Below are 24,467 nucleotides of genomic sequence, written 5' to 3'. Positions count from 1 at the left end.
CAGACAGACAACATGAAAAAACTAACCGTAGGAGTGTGGCTGCTTGCCCAGGCCATGCTGATGAGCTGCTCTCAAATCTCCACTGACACCGCTGCCGTAACGGCCGCCAATGAGGCGGATGCGGCGGCACAGGGCCTGAGCCTGAAAATAGAACTGGCCGACAACCAGCAACAGAATAGGGGGCAGTCCCGGTCGGTTTTAACGATCACCAACAATGGCCCGGAGGCACTGCCAGCCAAAGGCTGGAAGCTCTACTTCAACGGGGGCGCCCTTAAATCGGCGGATTCCACGGTGGCGACCGTAGCGCACTTCAACGGCGACCTGCACTACCTGGCTCCGGGGCCAGCATTTAAGGAACTAGCGCCTGGCGCCTCGGCTACGGTAGAGGTGCAGGGCCGCGCTGTCCGGAATGTCTCCAACTTCCCGGTCGGGTTTTATATAGTGTATGATGCGGAGCCGGGAAAAGGTATCCCTGTGTCGCTGGAAATTGAGCCGGGGGAACACTTTGAGGAGGCCACACAACAGTTCGCGGCGAAGGTCTATGAGGCTAACGCCGCTATACAGGACCTGCCGGCGACAGCGCTTACGAAGGTTTTCCCAACGCCGGATTCTTTCCAGGAGAAAGGAGCGCCGTTCATGCTGGACACCAAGGTAACTCTGGTCGCTGACGCAGACTTCAAAAGAGAAGCAGAGCACCTGGCAGCCGTATTGGCAACTGCCACTGGGCAGAAACCTGCCATACAGAGCAATGCTACCGGCAAGGCGATCTTCCTCCGGAAAAAGCTGGGCATGGGGGCAGAGGAGTATTCGTTGAGTGTAAACCCGGAGCGCATTGAGATCACCGCTTCCGCACCTGCCGGCGCTTTCTACGGCATCCAGTCGCTTAAAACACTGCTGCCGGCCACGGCATTCGCGAACAAGGCCGCTACAGTTGAGGTGGCAGGCGTGGAAGTGAAGGACGCGCCGCGCTTCGGCTACAGAGGATTTATGATGGACATGGCCCGCAACTTCCAGCCAAAGGCGGAGGTGCTGAAGGTGCTGGACGTGATGGCCCTGTACAAGATGAACAAACTGCACTTCCACTTCAGCGAGGATGAGGGCTGGCGCCTCGAGATCCGTCCGTTGCCGGAGCTTACGGCTGTGGGCGGTACGCGCGCCCATACCACCGACGGCAGCAGCATTGTGCCTTCCTACGGCTCCGGGCCGCATGCAGACAACAAGGCGGGAACAGGATTCTACAGCCGGGAGGACTTTATCGAGATACTTAAGTATGCACGCGACCGCCACATCGAGGTGATCCCCGAGATTGAGTCGCCGGGCCACGCCAGGGCGGCCATCAAGGCCATGGATGCCCGCTACACGAAACTGATGGACGAGGGCAAAAAGGAAGAAGCCGAGCGCTACCTGCTGCGCGACCTGAACGATAAGTCGGTTTACCGCTCGGTGCAGGGTTGGAACGACAACATCATGGACGTGTCGCTGCCTTCTACCTATACTTTCCTGGAGACCGTGGTGGATGAGATCAGGAGCATGTATAAAGAGGCGGAAGCCCCGCTGCACACGATACACTTTGGCGGGGATGAGGTGCCCTCAGGTGTGTGGGAGAAATCACCCTCCGTGCAGCGTCTCATCAGCCAGAACACAGAGGTTAAGAATACTGATGACCTGTGGTATTACTACTTCGGCAAGGTGAACCAGCTGCTCAAGGAGCGTGGTCTGTACCTCTCGGGTTGGGAGGAAATAGGGCTGCGGAAGGTAGTGGAGAACGGCAAAGTGAATTGGGTGCCTAACCAGCAGTTCGCCAATGAGAACTTCCATGTGAATGTGTGGAAGAACGACCCTGGCTCAGGCGCCGAGGACCTGGCCTACCGCATGGCGAACGCCGGCTACAAGGTAATCCTGACGGGCGTGACCCACTTTTACCTGGACCTGGCCTACAACCCTTCCTATACCGAGCCGGGCCTGTACTGGGGCGGCTATGTGGACATCGACAAACCCTTTTACTTTATACCCTACGATTACCTCCGCAACCTGAAAGAGGATAGCAAGGGCAATCCGCTGGACCGCTCCATCATCAAGAGCAAGGAACCGCTGACCGAGAAGGGAAAGGCAAATATTGTGGGCATCGAAGCGCCGCTCTGGTCGGAGACGAACCTAACCACTGAAGCCTTCGAGTATAAACTGCTGCCCAAGTTGCTGGGCGTGGCCGAGCGTGCCTGGTCAAAGGATCCGGACTGGGCCAAGGAAAAAACCCCGGCAAAAAGCGAAAAGCTCTACAGCCAGGCCTGGTCTGAGTTTACTAACGTGGTGGGTAAGCGAGAGCTGCCGCGGCTCGATTATTATGCAGGCGGCTATGGGTACAGAATCCCGACGGCAGGAGCAAAGGTGGTGGACGGAAAGGTAGCGGCCAATGTGCAGTTCCCTGGCTTTACCATCCGGTACACAACAGACGGCAGTGAGCCAACCAAAAGCAGCCCTGCCTACGCCGAGCCTATTGCGGCAACCGGTGCTGTGAACCTGCGGGTCTTTAATGCTGCAGGCCGGGGAGGGCAAACCATTACCATCCAAAACCAAAGTACCATGTAAACAACCGGAAGCTTCAGTGAACTGACTTGAGTATGGCCTACAGGTTGCAGTACGCAGCCTGTAGGCCATACTTTTTTATACAAGCCGTGTTTAACTTATCATTTTCCTGTCGGCCCATGAACCAGTCATACTTTTCTACGGCTCATGTTAGCAGCCTTAGGGAGATAATCGCATCCGGCCTGCGTTTACAGCTCATCGTGCGCCATCCATGAGTTGCGAAAGCGTTAAGATGCAGGCTCCTTTTTCGAGCAGAATTGCACTGCAGCGGCTAGGCGGGAAAAACGAAGTTCTGCTATACTTTGAGGAGGTGTAAATTGCACAGATTTATACTTTATACTTGCTGAGAGCCCTGTGAAAGTATAAATACATAATCATAACGATGTTTATTTAGAGCCGGAGCGTAACAAAAATTGTACTCTTTCACGTATAAGGTTCCGGCCCCTGCTCCTAAGCGGTGGCTGTGTTACTAAATTTTAAGATTATGAAAAAACCGAATAGAACCTACGCAAAAGTAATGCTGGCAGCAGCCTTAGGCTTTTCTTTTGCTGCCGAAGCTACAAACCTTACATCTGCCAACGCAGCAGCAGTGACAGTAACCATACAAGACGACAAGCTGCCCATGCAGCAGGAACTGCTGGGTGAGTTTGCCGACATCAACGCCATAACTGCGGAGAACACGCGCCAGGCCTACATTACCTTTATGGAGAATGTGCGTGAGCAGAAGGGTGCCTGGGGCGATACGGAATGGCAGAACGCCAAGAATATCCTGGAGCGCCTGAACGCCCATAAGGAAACGGTGGAGAAAGAGCTTGGTACCGACGATAAGGGCAAGATCAAAATGCTGCAGTCCGAATTCAGGTCGCTGGAGACAGCGGGCGATATCAAAGACTAAGCATACACCAAGTATGAGCAGAAAGGGCGATGGTTTTCCATCGCCCTTTTTTTGTTGCTTATAAAATCTGCTTCAGCTCGCTCAGGCAGCTGATCTCATACGTTGGCTTGGGCCTTCGGCGGGTTGTGCTCTTCTCCGGGTTAAAGAACACCTGGTCTATGCCGGCGTTGCGGGCACCCTCTACGTCGCACTCATAGTTGTCGCCGATCATCAGGCACTCCTCGGGGCGCACGTTCACGCGCTCCAGCAGGTGGTGGAACATGCGCTGGTCCGGCTTCTTGTAGCCGCAACACTCCGATGTAACCACCTCCCCGAAGTAGTCGTGCAGCATGGCGGCGCTCATTTTTATCTGCTGCACCTCCTTAAACCCGTTGGTGATGATGTGGAGCCCATACTTTGGCTGCAGGTATTGCAGCACCTCGTAAGTATGCGGGAACACGGCCGTTTTGGTAGGGCAGAGGCTGGTATAGGCTTCCGAAATGCCCTCCGGCACCTCGTGCTCGGCCAGCCCCAGGCCAGTCAGCGTCTTAACGAAGCGGCGATGGCGCAGCTCCTGCTGGCTTATCTTGCCTTTGTTGTAGAGGTCCCAGAGGCGCACATTCACGAATTTATACTTGCGGTAGAACGAGTCGCAGGTAAACTTGCCGTGCTTTGCCAGCTCAAACTGCTCGTACAAAGTATAAAGGGTCTCCTCGGAGTTCTTCTCAAAATCCCATAAAGTATGGTCCAGGTCAAAGAGGATGTGCGTGTAGGTCTTCATAAGTATAAGTTTGCTCAGGAAAGGGTATAACCCTATTGGGGGGTGGATGTTTCGGGCACCGGGGAGAAAGTAAGGGCGCCCGGTGGAACTGCCATACTAAAACATTGGTTCGGGAGTTATACGTTGCGCATACTTTCAGGAGGGCACCCAGCGGCGGTTCTGCAGCTTTGTAACGGCAAGCTCGCGGTTAGAGTATAAAATACGGTATACCTCCAGGTCTTTCTGCAGGGCCGTGTCACGCTCCATGTAGGTAAAGATCTGGTTCACGAAGTCGGCCGCCTCCTCCTTAACAGAATAATACACCCACTGGTCCAGCTTGCGGGGCGACACCAGCCCGGCATTGCGCAGGTAAGCCAGGTGGCGCGAGGTCTTGGTCTGGGTGAAGTCCAGCACCTGCTCCAGGTCGGAGGTGCACATCTCCCGGTTGCGCAGGATCAGGTGCAGGATGCGGAGCCTGGACTCGTCGGCAAGGGCCTTTAGTACCTGCTGCCCGAAGGCCAGGCTGAAGTGTTTTAGTCTCATAAGGCAGTGGTGGTGGCTAGGGGCAGCGTGAACAAATTTAGCCAAAAGTGGCTATTATAAAAGAATTAATAAGTATAATTGTGTCCTATGATCTTTCCCGCCATACTTCAAATCAGCTTTCCTAACGTACTGAAGTGGCTGTGGCTCCCGCTGTTTTTGCTGCTGCTGGCGCCCGACCAGGCGCAGGCGCAAAGCAAGCAGCGCGTGGTGCAGCTGTCGGGCTTTGTGGCCACCGGCGACAGCCTGTATGGCGTGGCAGGGGCGGGTGTGTACGTGCCGGGCACCAACCGCGGCACCTACACCAACGACTACGGTTACTTCTCCATGCCGGTGTTGGCCGGCGACAGCGTGCTCTTTGCCGCGCTGGGTTTTAAGGCCCAGTACCTCATTATCCCAAAAAACTACGAGAGCCAGAGTTACTCCATTATCATGCAGATGCAGGAGGACCCGACCGAGCTGCCCACGGTGGAGGTGTTCCCGTGGCCGACAGAGCGCGACTTTAAGGAGGCCGTGGCTAACGTAAGGCTGCCCGACAGGGGCAACGCCATCATTACCCGCGACCTGGACCCGCGCCGGCTGGAGGAACTGGCCCGCATCACCCCGATGAGCGACGCGCAGAATTACCGCTTCTGGCAAAACCAGCAGATACAGCACCAGCAGAACCGCATCATGGCCCCCACCGTGAACATGCTGGCCATCCCGCAGCTGCTCCGCGGCCTGCTTAACGGCAACAAGTAAATCCCCTTATTTTAAGTGCAATGCCGCACTTGCTGCGGCAAGTAAAAGTATAGTATGATTTCTGGGCTCCGGCTGCGGGAAAAGCAGTTTTGGCAACTAACAAATGCGTGCCTCGTTTGTTGCCAGTATAGTGCTGCGCCTACGTAAAGTGTATAAAGCGCAGGTACCTGCTATCGATATAAAAGAAATCATCCTACTATGCTCGAACCGGAACAACTCTCCCTTAACATCCCTGACACCACCAAGCCCCGCGTCATCATCATCGGAGGAGGCTTTGGAGGTATAAACCTTGCTAAAAAGCTGCCGAACAAGGACTTTCAGGTGGTGATGTTTGACAGGCAGAACTACCATGGTTTCTGGCCGCTGCTGTACCAGGTGGCCACGGCCGGCCTGGAGCCAGACTCCATTGCCGAGCCGCTGCGCAAGATGTTCGGCTCGGATAAGTATCCGGACTTCCATTTCAGGTTGGTGAAGGTTAACGGCGTTGACCCGGTGACCAGGGTTGTTGCCACAGTGATCGGGGACATCTCCTACGACTACCTGGTAATTGCTACGGGCACCAAACCCAACTACTTCGGCAACGACCAGATCAAGAAGTTCTCCTTCCCGCTGAAGCAGGTGCCGGAGGCCCTGAACCTGCGCAGCCAGATACTGCAGTGCTTTGAGCAGGCCAACATGACCAAAGATGCCGAGATGCGCCAGGCGCTCATGAACTTCGTGATTGTGGGGGCAGGCCCGACGGGGGTGGAGCTGGCGGGCTCGCTGGCCGAGATGCGGCGCCACGTGCTGCCGACAGACTACCCCGGCCTTGACTTCGGGCAGATGAACATCATCCTGGTGGAAGGCATGGACCGCGTGCTGCCGCCCATGTCGGCCGAAGCGAGCGAGAAGACCTATAAGTACCTGAAGGAGTTGGACGTGGACATGCGCCTGGGCACCCTGGTAAGCTCCTACGACGGCGATGTAGCCACGCTCAAGGACGGGGAGCAGATCAAGACGAATACTCTTATCTGGGCAGCCGGCGTGGCCGGGGCCCTGATAGACGGCCTGCCGGAGACATCGGTGGAGCGGGGGCGTATACTTGTGAACGAGTACAACCAGGTGCTGGGCTTCGATAACGTCTTCGCCATCGGCGACATTGCTTTTATGAAGACCCCTGAGTTCCCGAAAGGGCACCCCGGCGTGGCGCAGCCGGCCATACAGCAGGGCAAACTGTTGGGCAAAAACCTGCCCCGCCTGCTGCATGGGGAGCCGCTGGCGCCTTTTAAGTATAAAGACAAGGGCTCTTTGGCGATAATTGGCCGAAACCGCGCCGTGGCCGACCTGCCGGGTAACCTGCACTTTGGGGGCTTCCTGGCTTGGGTGGTCTGGCTGTTTGTACACGTGATGGCGCTGGTGGGCTTCCGCAACAAACTGGTGGTGCTCAGCAACTGGGCCTACAGGTTCTTTACCTACGAGAACGGCACCCGCCTCATTATCCGTCCGTTCGTGCGCAGCGGCGACAGGGTGCGGCGCAGGTTCATTGATAAGTATGAGGCGGATTGATGCCAGGTAAGATAGTAGCCGGGTGGTGCTGAAGGATCACCTGAAAAGTATAAAAAAACACAAAATCGCCTGCAGTTAAGTTCTGCAGGCGATTTTTTATGTCAGCCAAAGTATATCAAGTTGCGCTCAACCCACCCCTGCCCCTCCCAAGAGGGGAATTTTGCAAAAGAGCAGGTAATTCCCCTCTTGGGAGGGGCAGAAGTAGGTTTATACTTTGTAGGGACAGATCGCGACCTGTCCGCGCGAGATCAGCAGCTATGAAACTTATACTTCAGCAGCAGCAAGTACAGGCTCCCCGCCTTAGACAAGGAGGGGATAAAGGGGTGGTTGGACCAAGTTAACTATGCAACATGTACTTCCCAGTAGCCTCAGCTTCACCTTTCTTCCCACAAGATCCTTTCAAGATGACAGAAAAAGGAGCAAGTATCGCTCCCTCCCCTGTTTTTAGGGGAGGGTTGGGGAGGGGTTATACTTTGGCAGGGGTGGTTCGACCCGGTATAGCTTTATGCCTGGCAGCCCCTCATACTTTTAAGCACCGATAGATATTTTCCCGTACCTATACTTCCTGATCAGAATTTTATACTTTTAACAGAAGCATCACCCTCAACCCCTACACCATGCTCAAGCAATTTAACCTAAATCCCCGAAAGCTGGTACATAAACCTGTGCTGGCTTTTGCCGTTGTACTGGCGCTGGCCGGCTGTAACCAAACCGCTGAGCAGCAGGGCACAGTGGCTACTGAAACATCAGAACCTGAAACAATGAAAACGACCATGTTCTACGTGGGTACCTACGCCAAACCCGATGCGGAAAGTATATACCTCTACAGCCTCGACCCCGAAACCGGCGAACTGACGCGGGAGAAGGGTTTTAAGGCCGGTGAGAATCCCTCATACCTGGCGCTGAATGATGCTGGGAAGTACCTGTACGCCGTGAACGAGACGCAGGAGTTCGAGGGGAAAAAGAGCGGCGCTGTGAGTGCCTTTGAGATAGCGGGGGACGGGAAAGAGCTGAAACTGCTGAACCAGATGCCCTCCGAGGGAGGCGCGCCGTGCTATATCGCTATAGCTGATAACACGGTGCTGGTGGCCAACTACAGTGGCGGCAACGTGGCGGCGCTGCCACTGCAGGATAACGGGCAGCTCGGGCAGCCAAACGCGGTGCAGCACAAAGGCGCCGGCCCAAACCAGGAGCGGCAGGAGGGGCCTCATGCCCATTACATTGCGCCGGCGCCGGATGGCACGTATACTTTTGCGGTGGACCTGGGGGCGGATAAAGTATTTGGATACAAGGTGCAGGACGGAAAGCTGGTGCAGCACACGCCTGCGGTGGCTTATACTTCCGAGCCCGGTTCCGGTCCGCGCCACATGGCTTTCCACCCCAACGGGCAGTACGCCTACTTACTGCATGAGCTGAACGCTACCATGACGGCGCTGGCCTACGATGCTGGCAAAGGCACTTTTTCGGAGATACAAACCATCACCACCTCGCCCGCAGATTTTGACGGGAACAACTATCCTGCTGCCGTGAAGGTGTCGCCGGACGGCAAATTTCTTTATGGCTCCAACCGCGGCCACAACAGCATAGTGGTGTATGCCATAGAGGAAGGCACCGGCAAAATGGAGCTGGTGCAGCACATGAGCACCGGCGGCGACTGGCCCCGCGATTTCGTCATCGACCCTACCGGGAATATACTTCTGGTAGCCAACGAGCGCTCCAACAACATCACCTCCTTTAAAATAGACAAGGCTACTGGAAAGCTGACCGCCACGGGCCACGAGGCGCAGGTGCAAAAGCCGGTGAACATCGTGTTTAAGGACTAGCAAAGTATAAAAGTATAAATGCCATGCTGGAGATCCTGCCCGAAACCCATGACGACATGCTGGCCGTGCGGGTGAGCGGTGAACTGACGAACGAGGATGTTGACCTGTACCGCGACCTGATCCGGGGCCGGATGAAGCAGTATGGCGCCGCCCGTTTGTACTACGAGATGGTGAACCTGACCTGGGTAAAACCCGGCGCGGCGCTGGAGAATGCCCTGTTCGACCTGGTGCACGGCCGTGCGTACGACCGGGTGGCCATGGTGGGCGAGAAAGTATGGCAGAAGTGGGCAGCCAATCTTATTAGTCCGGTAAAGAAGAAGGGCGTGCGCTACTTCGAGCTGGCAGAGCGGGAGCAGGCCATGCGCTGGGTGCAGACGGGGCAGGAGTAGAAACGGAAACGCCCGCTGGTATGAAGGCCAGCGAGCGTTTTTTATACTTATTTCCTTATTGCGCCAGCGCCTCCGTCCGTATTTTCTGGAAGAACAGCAGGTGATACTCCAGTGCGTTGCCCCAGTAAGCCCAGGTGTGGGCACCGGGGCGCTCGATGTACTCGTGCGGCACTTTTTCATACACCAGGCGGCGGTGCAGCTCGCGGTTGTCCTCTATCAGGAAATCATCCACGCCGCAATCGATCATAAACTTAACGCCACTGGCCTTTAGCTGCGGCACCATGTGCACCACGGAGCTTTCCCGGAACAGTCCGGCGTTCTCTTGCTTTGGCCCCAGCACGGCCTCTATACTTTTGAGCAGGTTCTCGTGCGCGATGCCATTCACATTCAGGGCGCCGCTCATACTTCCGGCCGCTACGTACAAATCCGGGTGGCGCGCCGACAAGTATAAGGCGCCGTGGCCGCCCATGCTCAGGCCCGAAATGAATCGGCCGCTCCTCTCGCTGATGGTTTTATACTTTTTTTCCACCTCTCCCCGCAGCTCCTGCGTGATGAACGTCTCGTACTGGCTGGCCTGGTCCACGGGGCTGTCGTAGTACCAGCTGCTGAAGCCGCCGTCGGGGGTAACGATGATGAGCTGGTACTTATCGGCCATCTGCTGCAGCAGGTCTTTTTGAGGAGGCGTTTTGAGCCAGTCGCTGAAGTTGCCGCTGTAGCCGTGCAGCAAGTATAAAACCGGGTAAGGGCCGTTCTTTTTCTTCTGATGCCCGTCCGGGGTGACCACGCCCGCCTTCAGCGTTTTCTGCATCGAGGGGCTTTGGATGGTTAGCGTATCCACGTTGGCCTGCGCCGTAAGTATGGAAAGGGCGAGAAGCAGGAGGAAAGTATAAAATCTCTTTTGCATGGCGTCTGAAGTATAGTTTCTGCAAAATATAGAATAAGTACGCCTATTTCAAGCTTTCAGCCCGGAATGGATGTGGACCCAGCCTGTAGCTGATATTGCTTTATACTTACACCAGCTAAAAGCTGGTACTATGGGGAACCACGAGCTGAAAGCTCGCGGTAGAGAATAGCTAATTGTAACTATACTTTCTGCTGTTCAGTTAATTAAGCAATGAGTCGCAACTATAAATTCAGGGACCAGTCGAAGTTATACTTTGTGTCGTTTGCTGTAGTGAACTGGATGGATGTTTTTGTACGACGGGAGTATAAGGATGTAGTGGTAGAAAGCCTGCAGTACTGCATCAAACACAAAGGGCTAGAAGTATATGCCTGGTGCCTGATGAGCAGCCATGTGCATTTAATTATAGGCAGCAACAAGGAACCCATCGAAGGTATAATGCGGGACATGAAACGGCACACAGCTAAGGCCATACTTCAGCTAATGGAAGAGCATAACCAGGAATGCCGGAAGGAATGGATGCTGTGGATGTTCCGAAGAGCTGGCAGGCAGAATCCAAACATTGAGACCTTTCAGTTTTGGCAGCATCATAACCACCCCATCGAGTTATCCACCAACCAGATGATGCAGCAGCGCCTCGACTACCTGCACCAGAACCCTGTTGAGGCTGGTTTTGTGGAAGAACCCTGGGAGTACCTCTACAGCAGCGCCAGAGACTATGCTGGCAAAAAAGGCTTGCTTGATGTTATCTTGATAGAATAATTCTGCTGCCGCGAGCTTTCAGCTCGTGGTTCCCCATAGTACCAGCTTTCAGCTGGTGTAATCCATACTTTATAACCCAAGTTGCGATTTACTAATGCAGTGCAGGTGTAAACCCACCCCTAACCCCTCCGAGGAGGGGAATCACCTACTCTTTTGCGAAATTCCCCTCTTGGGAGGGGCAGGGGTGGGTTAATCGCAACTTGAGTTTTATACTTTCGCCAGCTGAAAGCTGGCCTCAAGAAAAACCACGAGCTGAAAGCTCGCGGGAGGAAAACAAAAGCGCCACCCCAGGAGGAGTGGCGCTTTTATGCTAGCTAAACTTTATACTTTAAACTTATACTTACTTGTCCGTCGGAATCTCCACATCAATGTTGTTGAACTGGATTTTGCCGTTTTCCAGCACCGCTTCCACTACCGAATCTTTGCTGATGGTGTTGGCCAAGATCTCTTTCGACAACTCGTTGAGCACCTGGCGCTGAATCACACGCTTCAACGGTCGGGCACCGAACTGCGGATCGTAACCCTGATCGCCCAGGTAATCGAGCACCTCGTCGGTCGCGATCAGGCGGATGCCGGCTTCCTCCAGACGGTCCTGGATATGGCCGAACTGGATCGAAACGATCTTGCGGATATCCCCGCGGCTCAGCGGACGGAACATCACCAGCTCGTCGATACGGTTCAGGAACTCCGGCCTTACTGATTTTTTCAGCAGCTCAAACACTTCGTCCTTGGTGCGCTCAATCACTTCGTCGTGGTTAAACTCGTCCATCAGCTCAAAATTACTCTGTATGATGTGCGAACCGATGTTGGAGGTCATGATGATGATCGTGTTCTTGAAGTTCACCACGCGGCCTTTGCTATCGGTCAGGCGACCATCGTCGAGTACCTGCAGCAGGATGTTGAACACGTCCGGGTGCGCTTTCTCGATCTCGTCGAGCAGCACCACAGAGTAGGGCTTGCGGCGCACGGCTTCTGTCAGTTGGCCACCTTCATCGTAACCCACGTAGCCCGGAGGCGCACCGATCATACGGCTCACGGCATGGCGCTCCTGGTATTCACTCATATCGATGCGCACCATGGCGTTCTCGTCGTTGAACAGGTAGTCGGCCAGCGCTTTGGCCAGCTCGGTTTTACCTACACCGGTTGTGCCCAGGAAGATGAACGAGCCGATCGGACGTTTCGGGTCCTGCATGCCGGCACGGCTGCGGCGCACGGCGTCGGAAATGGCCTGGATGGCTTCTTCCTGACCGGCTACGCGTTTGCCCAGTTCCTGCTCCAGGTGCAGCAGTTTCTCACGATCCGATTGCAGCATTTTGCTCACCGGTATACCGGTCCACTTAGCCACGATCTCAGCAATATCTTCGGAGGTAACCTCCTCTTTCAGCATCGGGTTTTCGCCCTGCATCTGGTGCACCTGCTCCTGCAGTTCTTTCAGTTTCGCTTCCGCTTCCTGAATCTTGCCGTAGCGCAGCTCGGCCACGCGGCCATAGTCGCCGCTGCGTTCGGCCTGCTCGGCTTCCAGTTTATAGTTTTCGATGTTCTCTTTCGCTTTCTGAATGCCTTCGATGATCTGTTTTTCGTTCTGCCACTTGGCTTTCAGGTCATCGCGCTTAGTAGAGAGCTCGGCAATCTCTTTCGAAAGTATGGCTTCTTTGTCGCGGTCATTTTCGCGGCGGATAGCCTCGCGTTCGATCTCCAGCTGCATAATGCGGCGCTGAATTTCGTCCAGTTCCACCGGCAGCGAGTCGATCTCGATGCGTAGTTTCGCCGCTGCTTCGTCCATCAGGTCAATGGCCTTGTCCGGCAAAAAGCGGTCGGTAATGTAGCGGCTCGATAGCTCTACCGCAGCAATAATGGCATCGTCTTTAATACGCACCCCGTGGTGTACTTCATACTTATCCTTGATACCACGAAGGATGGAAATGGCGTCCTGCACGCTCGGTTCGTCCACCATCACGGCCTGGAAACGTCGCTCCAGCGCTTTATCTTTCTCGATATACTTCTGATACTCTTTCAGCGTAGTGGCGCCAATGGCATGTAGCTCACCACGTGCCAGGGCCGGCTTCAGCAGGTTAGCTGCGTCCATGGCGCTGTCGCCACCCGCACCGGCACCGATCAGGGTATGGATCTCGTCGATGAAGAGCACAATCTCGCCTTCGGCATCCACCACTTCCTTGATCACGGCTTTCAGGCGCTCCTCAAACTCGCCTTTATACTTGGCGCCTGCCACCAACAGACCCATATCCAGGCTCATGAGCGTCTTGTTTTTCAGGTTCTCCGGCACGTCGCCACTCACGATACGCTGCGCCAGGCCTTCCACGATGGCGGTTTTACCCACACCCGGCTCGCCCAGCAATACCGGGTTGTTTTTGGTACGACGGCTCAGGATCTGCAGCACGCGGCGGATCTCTTCGTCGCGGCCGATCACCGGGTCGATCTTGCCGCTGCGGGCCATCTCGTTCAGGTTGCGGGCGTAGCGCTTCAAAGAGTTATACTTTGCTTCGGCGTTCTGGTCGGTTACCTTGGCGCCACCGCGCAGTTCCTTGATTGCTTTTTTGAGGTCTTTCTCGTTAAAGCCCACGTCCTTCATCACGCCCGCCACACGATCGCGCCCGGCCAGAATACCCAGCAGCATGTGCTCGATGGCCACATATTCATCGCCAAATTCTTTCAGGTAAGAAGTTGCTTTCTGCAGGGCTGCATTGGCATCATTCGCCAGGTACGGACTGCCGCCACTTACTTTTGGGTAAGCCGCTACAATCTCGTCGAGCTTGGTGTGCAGGATGTTGCCGTTGATGTTGAGTTTCTGGAGCAGGAAATTGGTCACGTTCTCGTCTGTCTCCAGTATCGCTTTTAAAATATGCCCGGTTTCGATCGCCTGCTGCTGGTTGCCGCCTGCTATCTCAGTTGCCTTCTGGATGGCTTCCTGGGCTTTGATGGTATAGTTATTAAAATTCATATCGCTTTGCCTGTTTTCCTATTGTTATAGTTCTACGAGGTAAGTAGCAAAGGGTAAACCAATAGTATTTTAAGTATGTTTGTATGTAATTATGTCAGGTTTGAGAAGCGGGGTTTTAAAGATTCAGGTCATATTGGCAGCAAAGTATAAACCTGCTTCCAACGTATACCTCCGGCTCAGGAAAGTCTGCTTTATACTTACAACAATGGGAAATAAAAAGCCCCGGAAGTATGGCTCCCGGGGCTGTAAAGTATGATTTCCTGATCTAGTGGCTTTTGTAGGTGGCGAAAGGTTCGGTGAAGCCTTTGGGCTGCTGCTTGTTTACCTGCAGCTCCACGTTAATCCGAAGCTCATCCTCCACTTTAAACAAACCGCCCAGCTTTTTAGGCGTTGCGAGCCCTATTTCAGAGAAGTTCAGGCAGATGTTGCTTTTCAGCAGGTCTATGTTTTTTCCTGCGCAGGTCTGAAACTGAACATTATCCAGTACCATTGTCTTTCCTGCCACCTCCAACTGAAGCGTACCCTTGTAATCCTTGTTTTGCTTATCCAGCCTCACCAGTTCGATCCTGATGTAGGGGTGCTCTTTTACGTTGAGCGTATTGGCAAAATCCTTATCCAGGAGCAGGTTACCGCAATCGAAATCCTTCACAGGCAAGGCCAGTATTAGTCTTTCTCTCTGCGGGATCAGCCTGTTCAGTAAAAGTGTATCCTTCCGGCTGCTGCTGGTGTAGGCGCAGTTAATATTGCCTAGCGAAGTGCCTGCTGCTACGGTTATCCTGTTTCCTTTGATAACCACAAACTCTTCATTTTTAGGCAGCACCATTGCGCTCAGCATCGATACAGCAACCAGGAGGATACGAACTAGTAACATGATACTCAGATTTAGAAAGATATAGCGCCTTCGATCATGAAGCCATCGAACTCACCACCGTGGCGGATGTCTGTAGGGGCGAAGCCTTTGTACTGCTGCTTCACGTATTCGGCTTTGGCAACCACGTTCTTGGTTACAAACCAGCCGCCGCCTACCTGCACACGCTCCAGGTTCACTTTGTTATTCTGCACTGTTGGCGCAGAGGCCAGCGGTGCCAGGCGTCCTTCCACCACGTTGTAGCGGCCAGCCAGGTAGAGGTTCTCGTTGCTACCGAAGCGGTACACCAGGTCAGTTCCCAGCTGCGTCCAGGTACGGTCTTTAGGCTCGTCGTTGGCGCCCAGTCTGCCTTTGCCTTTGGCCTGCTCAAAGTTACCGAAGAACTCCAGGCCGCGGAACTTGACGAAGGGGTTGAGCACCATGGCGGTCAGGCTGTTGGTCAGGCCCGGGTTGATGTGGCCGGAAGTAAAGTGCGTAGCAGGAGTTACGGCTACACCGCTCGCCACTTTAGCAGGGTCCATTACCAGGAAGTAACGTGAGCCGGCACGGTCGCCACCGTAGAGGGTGTTTCTAACGGAGCCTGCAGTGGTGTACACGGAGCCTGTCAATCTTACCCGCAGGTCTTCGTTTAGCTGGTTGTCGTAGCCCAGCTTACCGATGAAAGAAGGTTTGCGCTGGTCCGGGTTCTGGATACCGCCCTGTACTTCGCCGCCTGTTACGGAGCCTACCGCCAGGAAGTTTTTATACTGGAAGATGGCTTCGGCGCCGATCTCGGTTGTGAAGGCATCCATGATATAGTTTCCTACAAACGGGTTCTGCAGCGCGTGGGCGTTATCGGTTCTTCTGAAGTGCGCATCGCCGTAGTTGATCTCCATGTGGCCTACGCGCAGGGTCAGGTTCTCGAACAGTTTGTCGACCAGCGGGATGTTCAGGAACTCCGCTTTGTCAATCTGGATGTAACCGCCTTTCACCCAAGCCTCCGAGTGGTGGCGGGAAGAGAGGTAGGTCACCAGGTTTAACCGGATACCATCAGCCAGCAACACGTCCAGGTTCAGGTTAGCCGAGGCCAGGTTAAAGCCATTCTCGATGGGCATAAGCTGGTTCAGGTTTACCTCGTTGCCGCCCTGTGTTTGCATGTTTACCGTGGCCGTGTTCTTGTGCTGCAAGCCCTGGAACTGCTGGGCAAAGCCACCACCTAAGCGAACCTTGATGCCATCAAAAGCGGTGGAGTCTTTTTTGCTTGTCTCAAACGTGTTGAGCCCTCTTTGATCGTAAGGTCTCCAATAAGGTAAATCAGAGAGCGTGATCTGTGCGAATGAACTTAAGCTTAAGCCTAGCATTAAACTTAAAGAAAGTACGATCTTTTTCATGGTATGAGGAATAAGAAGTGTCTGTATTGTTTGAATCGTTAGATGACGTTTGGCAGGAAGCTAACCCGGAAAGTAAGCTTAAGGTCGTTGGTGGTTTTTACAGTGCCGAGCAAGGCTGTGGGCGGCGTGAGGTTGAAATCAGAGAACTTGATGGCGGTTTCGCCTGTCATGAAAACTGATCCGCCTTTCACGCTGGATTCTACCGTAAAGGTTACCGGTTTGGTCGTTCCTGCTATGGTCAGGTTGCCGGTTGCCTGTCCTTTTTTACCGTCCAGGTTTTTAAAGGAAGTCAGCGTAAAGGTGATGTCTGCATACTTCTTGGCTTTCAGGGCGTCGTAGGCAATCTCATTCATTTTGTCCTTGCCACTCTTCAGCGACTCGGTCTTCATGGTGATACTTGCTGACTTCACACTTTTCAAGGTGGTTCCTTCCACCAGCAGTACCGCTTTTCCCTGAGACTGTGCGGAGATCATTTCCCAATCGTGTATGGTAGAGCCGCCCATGACGGTCAGCGTCGGCTTGGCCGCCAGTTTGTATGTATCCTGCGCAAGCACTGTAGTGCTAAGTCCGGTTGCCAGGAAAAGGCCTGCCGCAACCAAGAGTCTTACTAATTTCTGAGCTTTCATGATTTCTATGTTTTAGTGCCTCTGAAACTATTTGTGTTATTTTTATATGACAAAGGTAGATAGCCATCCGCAGGCAAATGATGATAATAGGCAGCAGGAAAGATGATTGATATCTCTGGAGAAGATGACCGATGTTTCTTTTGGCCCCGGATTCAATACAGGCACTATCCAGCGCTTTTGACGCAGGAGGGGTGGCGTGGCTACAGCAACGGGAAGGACATTACAGGGCCCCAACAGAAATTGGAGAGAAAAAGGATAGGGGAAATGTATATAGCTGTTGAATGGCTAAGGTGCTTAGCCTTAGTCAGTAGCATGGTGGGATATCAGAAATAAAGTATAACTGGTAAAGTATAGCTGGCAGGAGCGGCTTACTTTACCTCGCTTTTAAACACCGCCGCATAATGGTCGGCCAGGCGGGTGGGTTCGGGGAGTTTATACTTGGTGGCGCAGTTCAACGCGATTTCTGTGGCGGATGCCAGGTCCATCAGGTGGCCCGGCGAAACGAAGACAGGCTTGATGTTATCCTTGGTGCGCAGCACGTTGGCAATGATCTCTCCTTTATACTCCAGCGGCGAGATGGCGCCTTTGGTAGCGGCGGGCTCCTTATACTTGCCCACGAGCACTTTTTTGGCAACGCCCATGGTGGGTTTGTTCAGGTGCAGGCCCAGGTGCGTGGCAATGCCCAGCCCGCGCGGGTGCGAAATGCCGTGGCCGTCCACCATGATCAGATCAGGCTTTTGTTTCAGTTTTTCGTAGGCTTTCAGCAGATTGGGCGCTTCCCGAAAGGCCAGGAAACCCGGAATGTAAGGCAGCTCCACCGGCCCATGGTGCCATACTTTCTCCACTACTTCCAGCTGCGGGTACGTTAAAAGTATGAATGCCGACAGGATGGTATCCTCCCCAATAAAAGAGGAGTCGCAGCCGGCAATCAGCTTCAGGTTAAAGTCGGGCTTTTGGATGATGACGCGCTCCTGCATCTGGCGCTGCTGTTCAGTAAGCCGGGCAAGTATAGCCGGGTCTGGTGCCGGGTAGTCGAAGCGTCTGTAGTAAGCCATGGGAAGTTTGGGAAGTTAGAGAGTTTAGGAGTTAGAGAGTTGGGGAGTTAGAAAGGTGGAAAGTTAGAAAGTTAGAAAGTGGAGCATGGGCCTGGTGATCAAAGTATGAAATTACTGGTACGTGCATACGTTATTTCCGATCAATAGGGTGAAGGCTGCAGAGCGCTAATCAAAGTATAACCCCATTACTTTTTATCCCTCTTAACCCCTAAACTCTCTACCTCCCAAACTCTCTAACTCCTCTCAGGCGCTGCAGGGCACGCGCAGGTCGGCGAACAGAAGCAGCCAGCGGCCGTTGCGGTAACCAAAGTGGAAGCGGTAAGAAGTGCCCGTGTGCAGCACGGTGGCCTGTACCTGTTGCTGTAGCTCCTGCACCTGCTGCGCCTGCTGCTCGCTCAGGTCGGCGTATTGCCACATGTCTGTATGTTGGAAGTTGGCGGTTTTAAATGTATAAAAGCAGCCGTCCTCGGCAAAGCCCGTGGAGCCACCGTCCATATCAGCGCAATCAAAACCGGGGAAAGTGTCGCGGTGCTCGAGCTGGCAAGCCTTTACCTCCTGGTTTATACTTGTAAAGGGCCGCTGTTGGTACTCGCGCTGCACCTGCTGTATACTTGTGAAATGGCTGTAAGCGGGCATGGCGCCCGGCTGCTCTATCAGCCAAAGGCCCTGGTCGGCTTCCACAAAACGGTTCAGGGCAGCCGTGTCGCCGGCCTGCAGGGCACTAAAAAATTGGTTGAACGCGTCTGCAAAAGCGGCTGTGTCGGGGTCCGCCGGCTGGCTGGCAGGCTGCGGCTCCTCCTGTACCGCCTCCAGCGAGTCTACGCGCAGCCTGCCCAGGATGCCGGGTTTGCCATCCGGGCCGCAGGAGGTGAGCAGCAGCAGTAAACCAAGTACAGATAAAGTATAACGCATGGCGAAAGACATTGCTTTAAGCACTGATACGTGGCAGGGCTGGCGGAGAGTTATACTTTCTGAACTTTGGATATGCCTGGTCGTACTGATAAGTATACAGATAATCAGGTTTTTACTGCGATAATACCTATGCAAGCTATGGCAAACTATACTTTCAACGAGAGCGTCCGCCTGGAGCTGGGGGACGTCACGCTTATCGGCGATCTGGTTATCCCGGAAAATGCCTTCGGGCTGATCATCTTCTCGCATGGCAGTGGCAGCAGCCGCCTCAGCAGCCGAAACCGCTTTGTGGCCGGGCACCTGCAGCGGTCGGGTTTCGCTACGCTGCTTTTTGATTTGCTTACGGAGCAGGAGGACCAGGAGTACAACAACCGGTTCGATATTCCCAAACTCACCCGCCGCCTGATAGACACCACGTACTGGGCGCAGAAAGATTCCCGCACCAAAGACCTGAATATAGCCTTTTTTGGAGCCAGCACCGGCGCCGCATCCGCCATTGGAGCCGCCACAGCCGTAGGCCCCGACATCATAAAAGCCGTGGTGAGCCGGGGCGGACGGCCTGACCTGGCTGATACCGTGCTGCCCGACCTAATGGTGCCGACGCTGCTAATTGTGGGGGGCAGGGATGAGGAGGTGCTGGCGCTGAACATGCAGGCGCAGGACCAGATGCAGTGTATCAAGGATCTGGAGATCGTGCCCGATGCCACGCATCTGTTCGAGGAGCCCGGTGCCTTGGAAATGGCCGCCCAACTCGCCACCGACTGGTTCCGCAAGTACGTGAAGCCCGGAAAGCAACAGCCCCTGCATCAGGACAGGCCTTGATTAATTGTGAATGAGCGAATGAGTGGATGAGTGAATGGTTATCGGTTGCTTGTTATTCATTATTTGACTTGTAGTTAACAACAGAATATGTTTTTGAGCAAGATGTTTGATACCCGCATTTATCATTACTTATAGTCATATTCACTCATTCACTCATTCGCTCAGTCAAAATTGAATAGAGCTATGGACATGATCCGGAACAGGGAGGAGGCAGCGCAGCTACTGACCGAGCGCCTGCTAAAGTATAAAGGAGAGTCTGGCGTGGTGTTGGCCATTCCGAGGGGAGGCGTGCCGGTGGCGGCGCCCATTGCTAAAGCGCTGGGCATGCCGCTGGAGGTAACGGTCTCCAAAAAGATAGGCCATCCCCTGAACCCGGAGTTCGCCATCGGCGCCGTAAGTATGGACAGTGTCATCTACGACCACCGCTCGGACGTGTCGGAGGAGTACATCGCGGCGGAGGTGCAACGCATCCGCGAAAGTATACAGCAGAAGTATAACCTGTTCATGGGCAACCGCCGGCACATCCCCTTCAAAGACCGCATCGTGATTATTGTGGACGATGGCATTGCCACCGGCAAAACCCTGGAGGCCACCGTGAAGCTGGTGCAGAAAGAGCAGCCGCGCCGTGTGGTGGTGGCCGTGCCGGTGGCGCCGCCCGAGGCCGCCAAGCGCTTCTCGGGGCTGGTGGATGAGTTCGTGTGCCTGCTCACGCCGCCGTTCTTCCAGGCCGTTGGCCAGTTTTACGAGGCCTTCTCCCAAACCTCCGACGAGGAGGTGATGCAGCTGCTGCAGGAGCAGGATAATGTATAACTACCGCTCCAGCACAAACTTGGAAGTGTATACTTTGTCGCCTGCTATGACGCGCACCAGGTAAACGCCGGTGCCATGCAACTGCTCCGTCAGGATTTTAGTGCTGAAGGTACCGTTGTTGCCCGGCAGGTTTTCCCGCTTGTGCACCAGCTTTCCTTCCTTCGTATACACCTGCACCTGGGCCACCTCGGCCGGGTCGTTATGCTGCAGGTGCACCATCACGGTCTGCCCCCGGCTGCTGGTCGGAAATACCTGTAGCTGCTCCTGCCGCTCGCTTACCTGCACCTGCACCACCTTCGACAGGCTGCTTGTACTATCGGCATCCACCTGCTTTAGCCTGTAGTATAAAGTACCCGGCATGGCCGCAGAGTCGGTGAAAGTATAATGCTGCGTTACCACGGTGGTGCCTGCGCCCTCTACCCTGGCAATTCCTTCAAACTCTTTCCCGTTCTGCGAGCGCTGCACCTCAAAGTAGGCATTGTTGGTTTCGGAGGCTGTTTGCCACTCCAGCAGCACATCGCCACGCAGGTTACTGCGCGCACCAAAAGCGGAAAGTTCCACGGGGAGCGGCACGATCACCTCGTTCATGATGGCCTCGTACCAGCGCTGGGCCATTTTCTCCTCACCGCTGGCGTTGGGGTGGATTCCGTCCCAGGTATCGGCACCGGGAGTTGGGTCAAAATCAGCGTTCTGATCTACCACGATTACCGGCGACTGCAACGTATTCAACCGCTCTGCCAGAAGCGGAATCTGCTCATTAAAGTTTTTCAATCTTTCCACTGTGTTCGGCCCCACCTTATTCAAGTATAAAGGAGTCAGTTGAGCCAACAGGATGACCACAGCCGGGTTCGTTTTCCGAATTTCCTTGACAACTTCCTCCAGTTCGCCAATGGTTTCAGCCACAGGTTGCTCCTGCATCACATCGTTTGATCCTAAATGCAAAAGCACAAGATCAGGAGAGTAATCCCGCAGCCAGGTCTTTAGCCTGTTTGGCTTATCGTTGCCCAGGCCATTCAGGATTTCGTCGGCACGCCAGCCCCAGTGCCCTTCGTTCCGGTTGGTAAAAGTCTGGCCTTTGTAAGCAGGAAACGCAGGGGTGCCGCCCTCATTCACAGTGTGTGATCCTACAAATTCAAAGTCTGCCTCAGCATCAATAAGTTTTTGCCACAGCCGGTACCTGTAGGAGGGATGCTCTGTATTGCCTTGCGTGATGGAGTTGCCCAATGGCATTATTTTTAACTGCGCAGAGGCAGGCATGATGCTAAAAATAAGGCAGGAAATAAGCAGGATGCGTAAAACGGGTAGGCTAAGCGAAGTATAAATTGTACTCATAAAACAGTAAAATAGGTAAGCTATAACTAAGCTTTGAGAGACGGCTTAAGAGTATAGCTGTTGCGCAGGGTGCCGCGGAAACGGGCGAAAGTGCGGCCTAGGTGGGGGAGTGGCAGGGAAATGGTGGCGAGAAGACACAAAAACATCCGGAAACTTACTTAGCAGTTGGTTTCAGCAGCGCTTTTTTATACTTGAGAAGTATAACTTTCCTGCTGAAAGCGGGTTAATTTGCTAAACCCGTAGGCAGCGTGAGGCACGCTTGAACAAGTATGGCAGGAAAGGTACGGCGGTCCTAGCCTATATCGAAAAGACTCTTATATTTGCTATTAGAACTTATGTATACTTCCTCTTTCGCAGGAGGCATGGCTATTTAAAAAAGATTAAAATGACGACAAAAGCATCCAGAATCATCTATACCATTACCGATGAAGCGCCAGCCCTGGCCACGCGCTCTTTCTTACCTATCGTGCAGGCTTTCACAAAGGCCGCCGACATCGAGATCGAAACAAGAGATATTTCCCTGGCTGGCCGTATCATCGCTGCCTTCCCGGAGAACCTGACGGATGAGCAGAAGCAGAACGACGACCTGGCATACCTGGGCGACCTGGCTAAAACTCCTGAAGCTAATATTATCAAGCTGCCCAACATCAGCGCTTCTATTCCGCAGCTGACAGCGGCTATCAAAGAATTGCAGTCGCAGGGCTACAACATTCCAGATTACCCAGCCGACCCGAAGAATGATGCGGAGAAAGATGCCAAGGCACGTTATGCCAAGATACTTGGTAGCGCGGTAAACCCTGTATTGCGCGAAGGTAACTCTGACCGTCGTGTAGCGGATGCCGTGAAGCAGTACGCTAAAAAACACCCGCACTCGATGGGTAAATGGTCATCAGACTCTAAAACGCACGTGGCCCACATGAGCGGCGGCGATTTTTACGGCACTGAGCAGTCTGTGGTAGTGGACAAAGCAACCGATGTACGCATCGAGTTTGTTGGCGCTAACGGCAATACGACCGTGCTGAAAGACAAAGTAGCCTTGAAAGCCGGTGAAGTAATGGACTCCTCCGTGATGAGCAAAAATGCGCTTCGCTCGTTCCTGGAGAAAGAGATTGCTGAGGCCAAGGAGCAAGGTATCCTTTTATCGCTGCACCTGAAGGCTACCATGATGAAGGTGTCTGACCCTATTATGTTCGGCCACGCGGTAACGGTTTTCTTTAAAGATACGTTTGCCAAGCACGCGGCTACTTTTAAAGAACTAGGAGTTGACCCGAACAACGGTTTAGGCGACGTTTACAATAAAATACAGAACCTGCCAGCTGAGAAACGCTCAGAAATTGAAGCTGACCTGAAAGCGGAAATGGCGAAGCGTCCTGAACTGGCAATGGTGAATTCTGACAAAGGCATTACCAACCTGCACGTACCTAGCGATGTGATCATTGACGCGTCGATGCCGGCGGCTATCCGTTCGTCTGGCCAGATGTGGGGAGCCGATGGCAAACTGCATGATACAAAAGCAATCATTCCGGACCGTTCTTATGCGCAGATCTACCAGGAAGTGATCCAGTTCTGCAAAGAGAATGGCGCTTTCGACCCTACAACTATGGGAACTGTTCCGAACATCGGTTTGATGGCGCAGAAAGCGGAAGAGTATGGCTCGCATGACAAGACGTTTGAAATGACGGAAGCCGGAACGGTACGTGTAGTGGATGCGAACGGTAACACGCTGATGGAGCAGAAAGTAGAGCAGGGCGATATCTTCAGAGCCTGCCAGACGAAAGATCTTCCGATTCAGGACTGGGTGAAACTGGCGGTTACAAGAGCTAGAATTACCAACACACCTGCTATTTTCTGGCTGGATCCGCAGCGTGCACACGATGCCAACCTGATCCAGAAAGTAGAAAAGTACCTGCAGGACCACGATACCAAGGGTCTTGAGATCAAGATCATGTCTCCGGTTGAGGCCATGCGCTATACCTGCAAGCGTGCCAAAGCTGGTAAAGACACTATCTCGGTAACTGGTAACGTACTACGTGACTACCTGACGGACCTGTTCCCGATCATCGAGCTGGGCACCAGTGCCAAAATGCTTTCCATCGTTCCGTTGCTGGATGGCGGTGGATTGTTCGAAACTGGTGCCGGTGGATCTGCACCGAAGCACGTGGAACAGTTTGTAGAAGAAAACTACCTGCGTTGGGATTCGCTTGGTGAATTTCTGGCGCTGGCTGTTTCCTTAGAAGACCTGGCTTACAAGACCAAAAACGAGAAGGCGGAAGTACTGGCAGAAGCTCTGAACAAAGCCAATGCTGAATTCCTGGAGAAAGATAAGTCGCCGGCCCGTAAAGTGGGTGGCATCGATAACCGCGGAAGTCACTTCTATCTGGCGATGTACTGGGCACAGGCACTTGCTGAGCAGACCAAGAATCAGGAGCTGAAAGACCGCTTTACAAAGCTGGCACAGGAACTGACCGACAACGAGCAGAAGATCGTGGATGAGCAGATCGCCGCACAAGGCAAGCCAGTTGAGATCGGCGGTTACTATCACCCGAACGAAGAGAAAACCAGCGAAGCCATGCGCCCAAGCGAAACGTTGAACGCTGCGTTGGCTAACTTCTAAGAAGTATAAAGTATAAAATAGGAAAGGCTGCCTGAGCGATCGGGCAGCCTTTCTATTATTTTCATATCAAATCGATGTGGAAAATTATTTTATTGAAGACATTCTCTTTGCTTAAGTGGAGATAAATATATATTATTTATTATTTCTGTTGATTACGAAGCGACAAAAGCTAAATACTTGT

At 53.7% G+C, this 24,467-nt stretch carries 20 protein-coding genes; 10 read left to right on the top strand and 10 right to left on the bottom strand.

Annotation, left to right across the window (positions count from 1 at the left end):
• Positions 1-12 precede the first annotated feature (12 nt).
• Complete coding sequence (locus tag A3841_RS01830; RefSeq protein ID WP_073850678.1) at positions 13-2,586, top strand: family 20 glycosylhydrolase; 2,574 nt, start codon at positions 13-15, stop codon at positions 2,584-2,586.
• Positions 2,587-3,067: 481 nt separating this feature from the next.
• Positions 3,068-3,478 carry a hypothetical protein gene (locus A3841_RS01825; RefSeq protein ID WP_073850566.1) on the top strand — a complete coding sequence of 137 codons (411 nt, stop codon included), beginning with the start codon at positions 3,068-3,070 and terminating at the stop codon, positions 3,476-3,478.
• Positions 3,479-3,536: 58 nt separating this feature from the next.
• On the opposite strand, the gene A3841_RS01820 is transcribed toward A3841_RS01825, so the two are convergent.
• Together A3841_RS01820 and A3841_RS01815 are read right to left on the bottom strand one after the other, a co-directional pair.
• Complete coding sequence (locus A3841_RS01820) at positions 3,537-4,238, bottom strand: YjjG family noncanonical pyrimidine nucleotidase (protein ID WP_073850565.1); 702 nt, start codon at positions 4,236-4,238, stop codon at positions 3,537-3,539.
• A gap of 135 nt (positions 4,239-4,373) precedes the next feature.
• Positions 4,374-4,760, bottom strand: a complete 387-nt coding sequence (locus A3841_RS01815) for an ArsR/SmtB family transcription factor (protein WP_073850564.1) — start codon at positions 4,758-4,760, stop codon at positions 4,374-4,376.
• A gap of 87 nt (positions 4,761-4,847) precedes the next feature.
• On the opposite strand from A3841_RS01815, the gene A3841_RS01810 reads away from it, so the two are divergent.
• The 4 genes from A3841_RS01810 (at position 4,848) to A3841_RS01795 (ending at position 9,255) form a co-directional block, all read left to right on the top strand.
• Positions 4,848-5,498 carry a carboxypeptidase-like regulatory domain-containing protein gene (locus tag A3841_RS01810; protein WP_073850563.1) on the top strand — a complete coding sequence of 217 codons (651 nt, stop codon included), beginning with the start codon at positions 4,848-4,850 and terminating at the stop codon, positions 5,496-5,498.
• A gap of 198 nt (positions 5,499-5,696) precedes the next feature.
• Complete coding sequence (locus A3841_RS01805) at positions 5,697-7,043, top strand: NAD(P)/FAD-dependent oxidoreductase (RefSeq protein WP_073850562.1); 1,347 nt, start codon at positions 5,697-5,699, stop codon at positions 7,041-7,043.
• A gap of 617 nt (positions 7,044-7,660) precedes the next feature.
• The gene (locus A3841_RS01800) at positions 7,661-8,866 is read left to right on the top strand and encodes a lactonase family protein (RefSeq protein ID WP_083610134.1); all 1,206 of its coding nucleotides are present in this window, start codon (positions 7,661-7,663) and stop codon (positions 8,864-8,866) included.
• A 23-nt stretch (positions 8,867-8,889) separates the two neighbouring features.
• Complete coding sequence (locus A3841_RS01795) at positions 8,890-9,255, top strand: SpoIIAA family protein (protein ID WP_073850561.1); 366 nt, start codon at positions 8,890-8,892, stop codon at positions 9,253-9,255.
• A 55-nt stretch (positions 9,256-9,310) separates the two neighbouring features.
• Here A3841_RS01795 and A3841_RS01790 read toward each other — a convergent pair whose 3' ends face one another.
• Entirely contained in the window at positions 9,311-10,159 is an 849-nt protein-coding gene (locus tag A3841_RS01790; protein ID WP_073850560.1) for an alpha/beta hydrolase, read from the bottom strand.
• 210 nt (positions 10,160-10,369) lie between these two features.
• On the opposite strand from A3841_RS01790, the gene A3841_RS01785 reads away from it, so the two are divergent.
• Positions 10,370-10,918 carry an REP-associated tyrosine transposase gene (locus A3841_RS01785; protein ID WP_073850559.1) on the top strand — a complete coding sequence of 183 codons (549 nt, stop codon included), beginning with the start codon at positions 10,370-10,372 and terminating at the stop codon, positions 10,916-10,918.
• Between the two features lie 340 nt (positions 10,919-11,258).
• Here A3841_RS01785 and clpB read toward each other — a convergent pair whose 3' ends face one another.
• The 6 genes from clpB to A3841_RS01750 all read right to left on the bottom strand — a co-directional run bounded on the left by clpB (position 11,259) and on the right by A3841_RS01750 (position 18,720).
• Positions 11,259-13,877, bottom strand: a complete 2,619-nt coding sequence (gene clpB / locus A3841_RS01780; protein ID WP_073850558.1) for an ATP-dependent chaperone ClpB — start codon at positions 13,875-13,877, stop codon at positions 11,259-11,261.
• A 265-nt stretch (positions 13,878-14,142) separates the two neighbouring features.
• On the bottom strand, positions 14,143-14,748 hold the full coding sequence (locus A3841_RS01775) for a hypothetical protein (protein ID WP_139307856.1): 606 nt from the start codon (positions 14,746-14,748) through the stop codon (positions 14,143-14,145).
• Positions 14,749-14,759: 11 nt separating this feature from the next.
• A complete protein-coding gene (locus A3841_RS01770) occupies positions 14,760-16,115 on the bottom strand; it encodes a hypothetical protein (protein WP_073850556.1) in 1,356 nt (451 codons plus the stop codon).
• 38 nt (positions 16,116-16,153) lie between these two features.
• A complete protein-coding gene (locus A3841_RS01765) occupies positions 16,154-16,741 on the bottom strand; it encodes a YceI family protein (protein ID WP_073850555.1) in 588 nt (195 codons plus the stop codon).
• A 368-nt stretch (positions 16,742-17,109) separates the two neighbouring features.
• Positions 17,110-17,796, bottom strand: coding sequence for a deoxyribonuclease V (gene nfi / locus A3841_RS01755; RefSeq protein WP_083610132.1), 687 nt, complete (start codon positions 17,794-17,796; stop codon positions 17,110-17,112).
• Positions 17,797-18,039: 243 nt separating this feature from the next.
• A complete protein-coding gene (locus tag A3841_RS01750; RefSeq protein ID WP_073850553.1) occupies positions 18,040-18,720 on the bottom strand; it encodes a hypothetical protein in 681 nt (226 codons plus the stop codon).
• 126 nt (positions 18,721-18,846) lie between these two features.
• On the opposite strand from A3841_RS01750, the gene A3841_RS01745 reads away from it, so the two are divergent.
• Both A3841_RS01745 and A3841_RS01740 read left to right on the top strand, forming a co-directional pair.
• A complete protein-coding gene (locus tag A3841_RS01745; protein WP_073850552.1) occupies positions 18,847-19,530 on the top strand; it encodes a dienelactone hydrolase family protein in 684 nt (227 codons plus the stop codon).
• A gap of 183 nt (positions 19,531-19,713) precedes the next feature.
• Entirely contained in the window at positions 19,714-20,340 is a 627-nt protein-coding gene (locus A3841_RS01740; protein WP_073850551.1) for a phosphoribosyltransferase, read from the top strand.
• Here the strand turns inward: A3841_RS01740 and A3841_RS01735 are convergent, their stop codons facing one another.
• Positions 20,341-21,570 carry a GDSL-type esterase/lipase family protein gene (locus tag A3841_RS01735; RefSeq protein ID WP_073850675.1) on the bottom strand — a complete coding sequence of 410 codons (1,230 nt, stop codon included), beginning with the start codon at positions 21,568-21,570 and terminating at the stop codon, positions 20,341-20,343. It lies immediately after the preceding gene.
• Between the two features lie 487 nt (positions 21,571-22,057).
• On the opposite strand from A3841_RS01735, the gene A3841_RS01730 reads away from it, so the two are divergent.
• On the top strand, positions 22,058-24,286 hold the full coding sequence (locus tag A3841_RS01730) for an NADP-dependent isocitrate dehydrogenase (RefSeq protein WP_073850550.1): 2,229 nt from the start codon (positions 22,058-22,060) through the stop codon (positions 24,284-24,286).
• Positions 24,287-24,467 lie beyond the last annotated feature (181 nt).

Source organism: Pontibacter flavimaris (assembly GCF_001907195.1).
Taxonomy (GTDB): Bacteria; Bacteroidota; Bacteroidia; order Cytophagales; family Hymenobacteraceae; genus Pontibacter; species Pontibacter flavimaris.
This window is presented reverse-complemented; position numbering and strand designations above follow the sequence as displayed.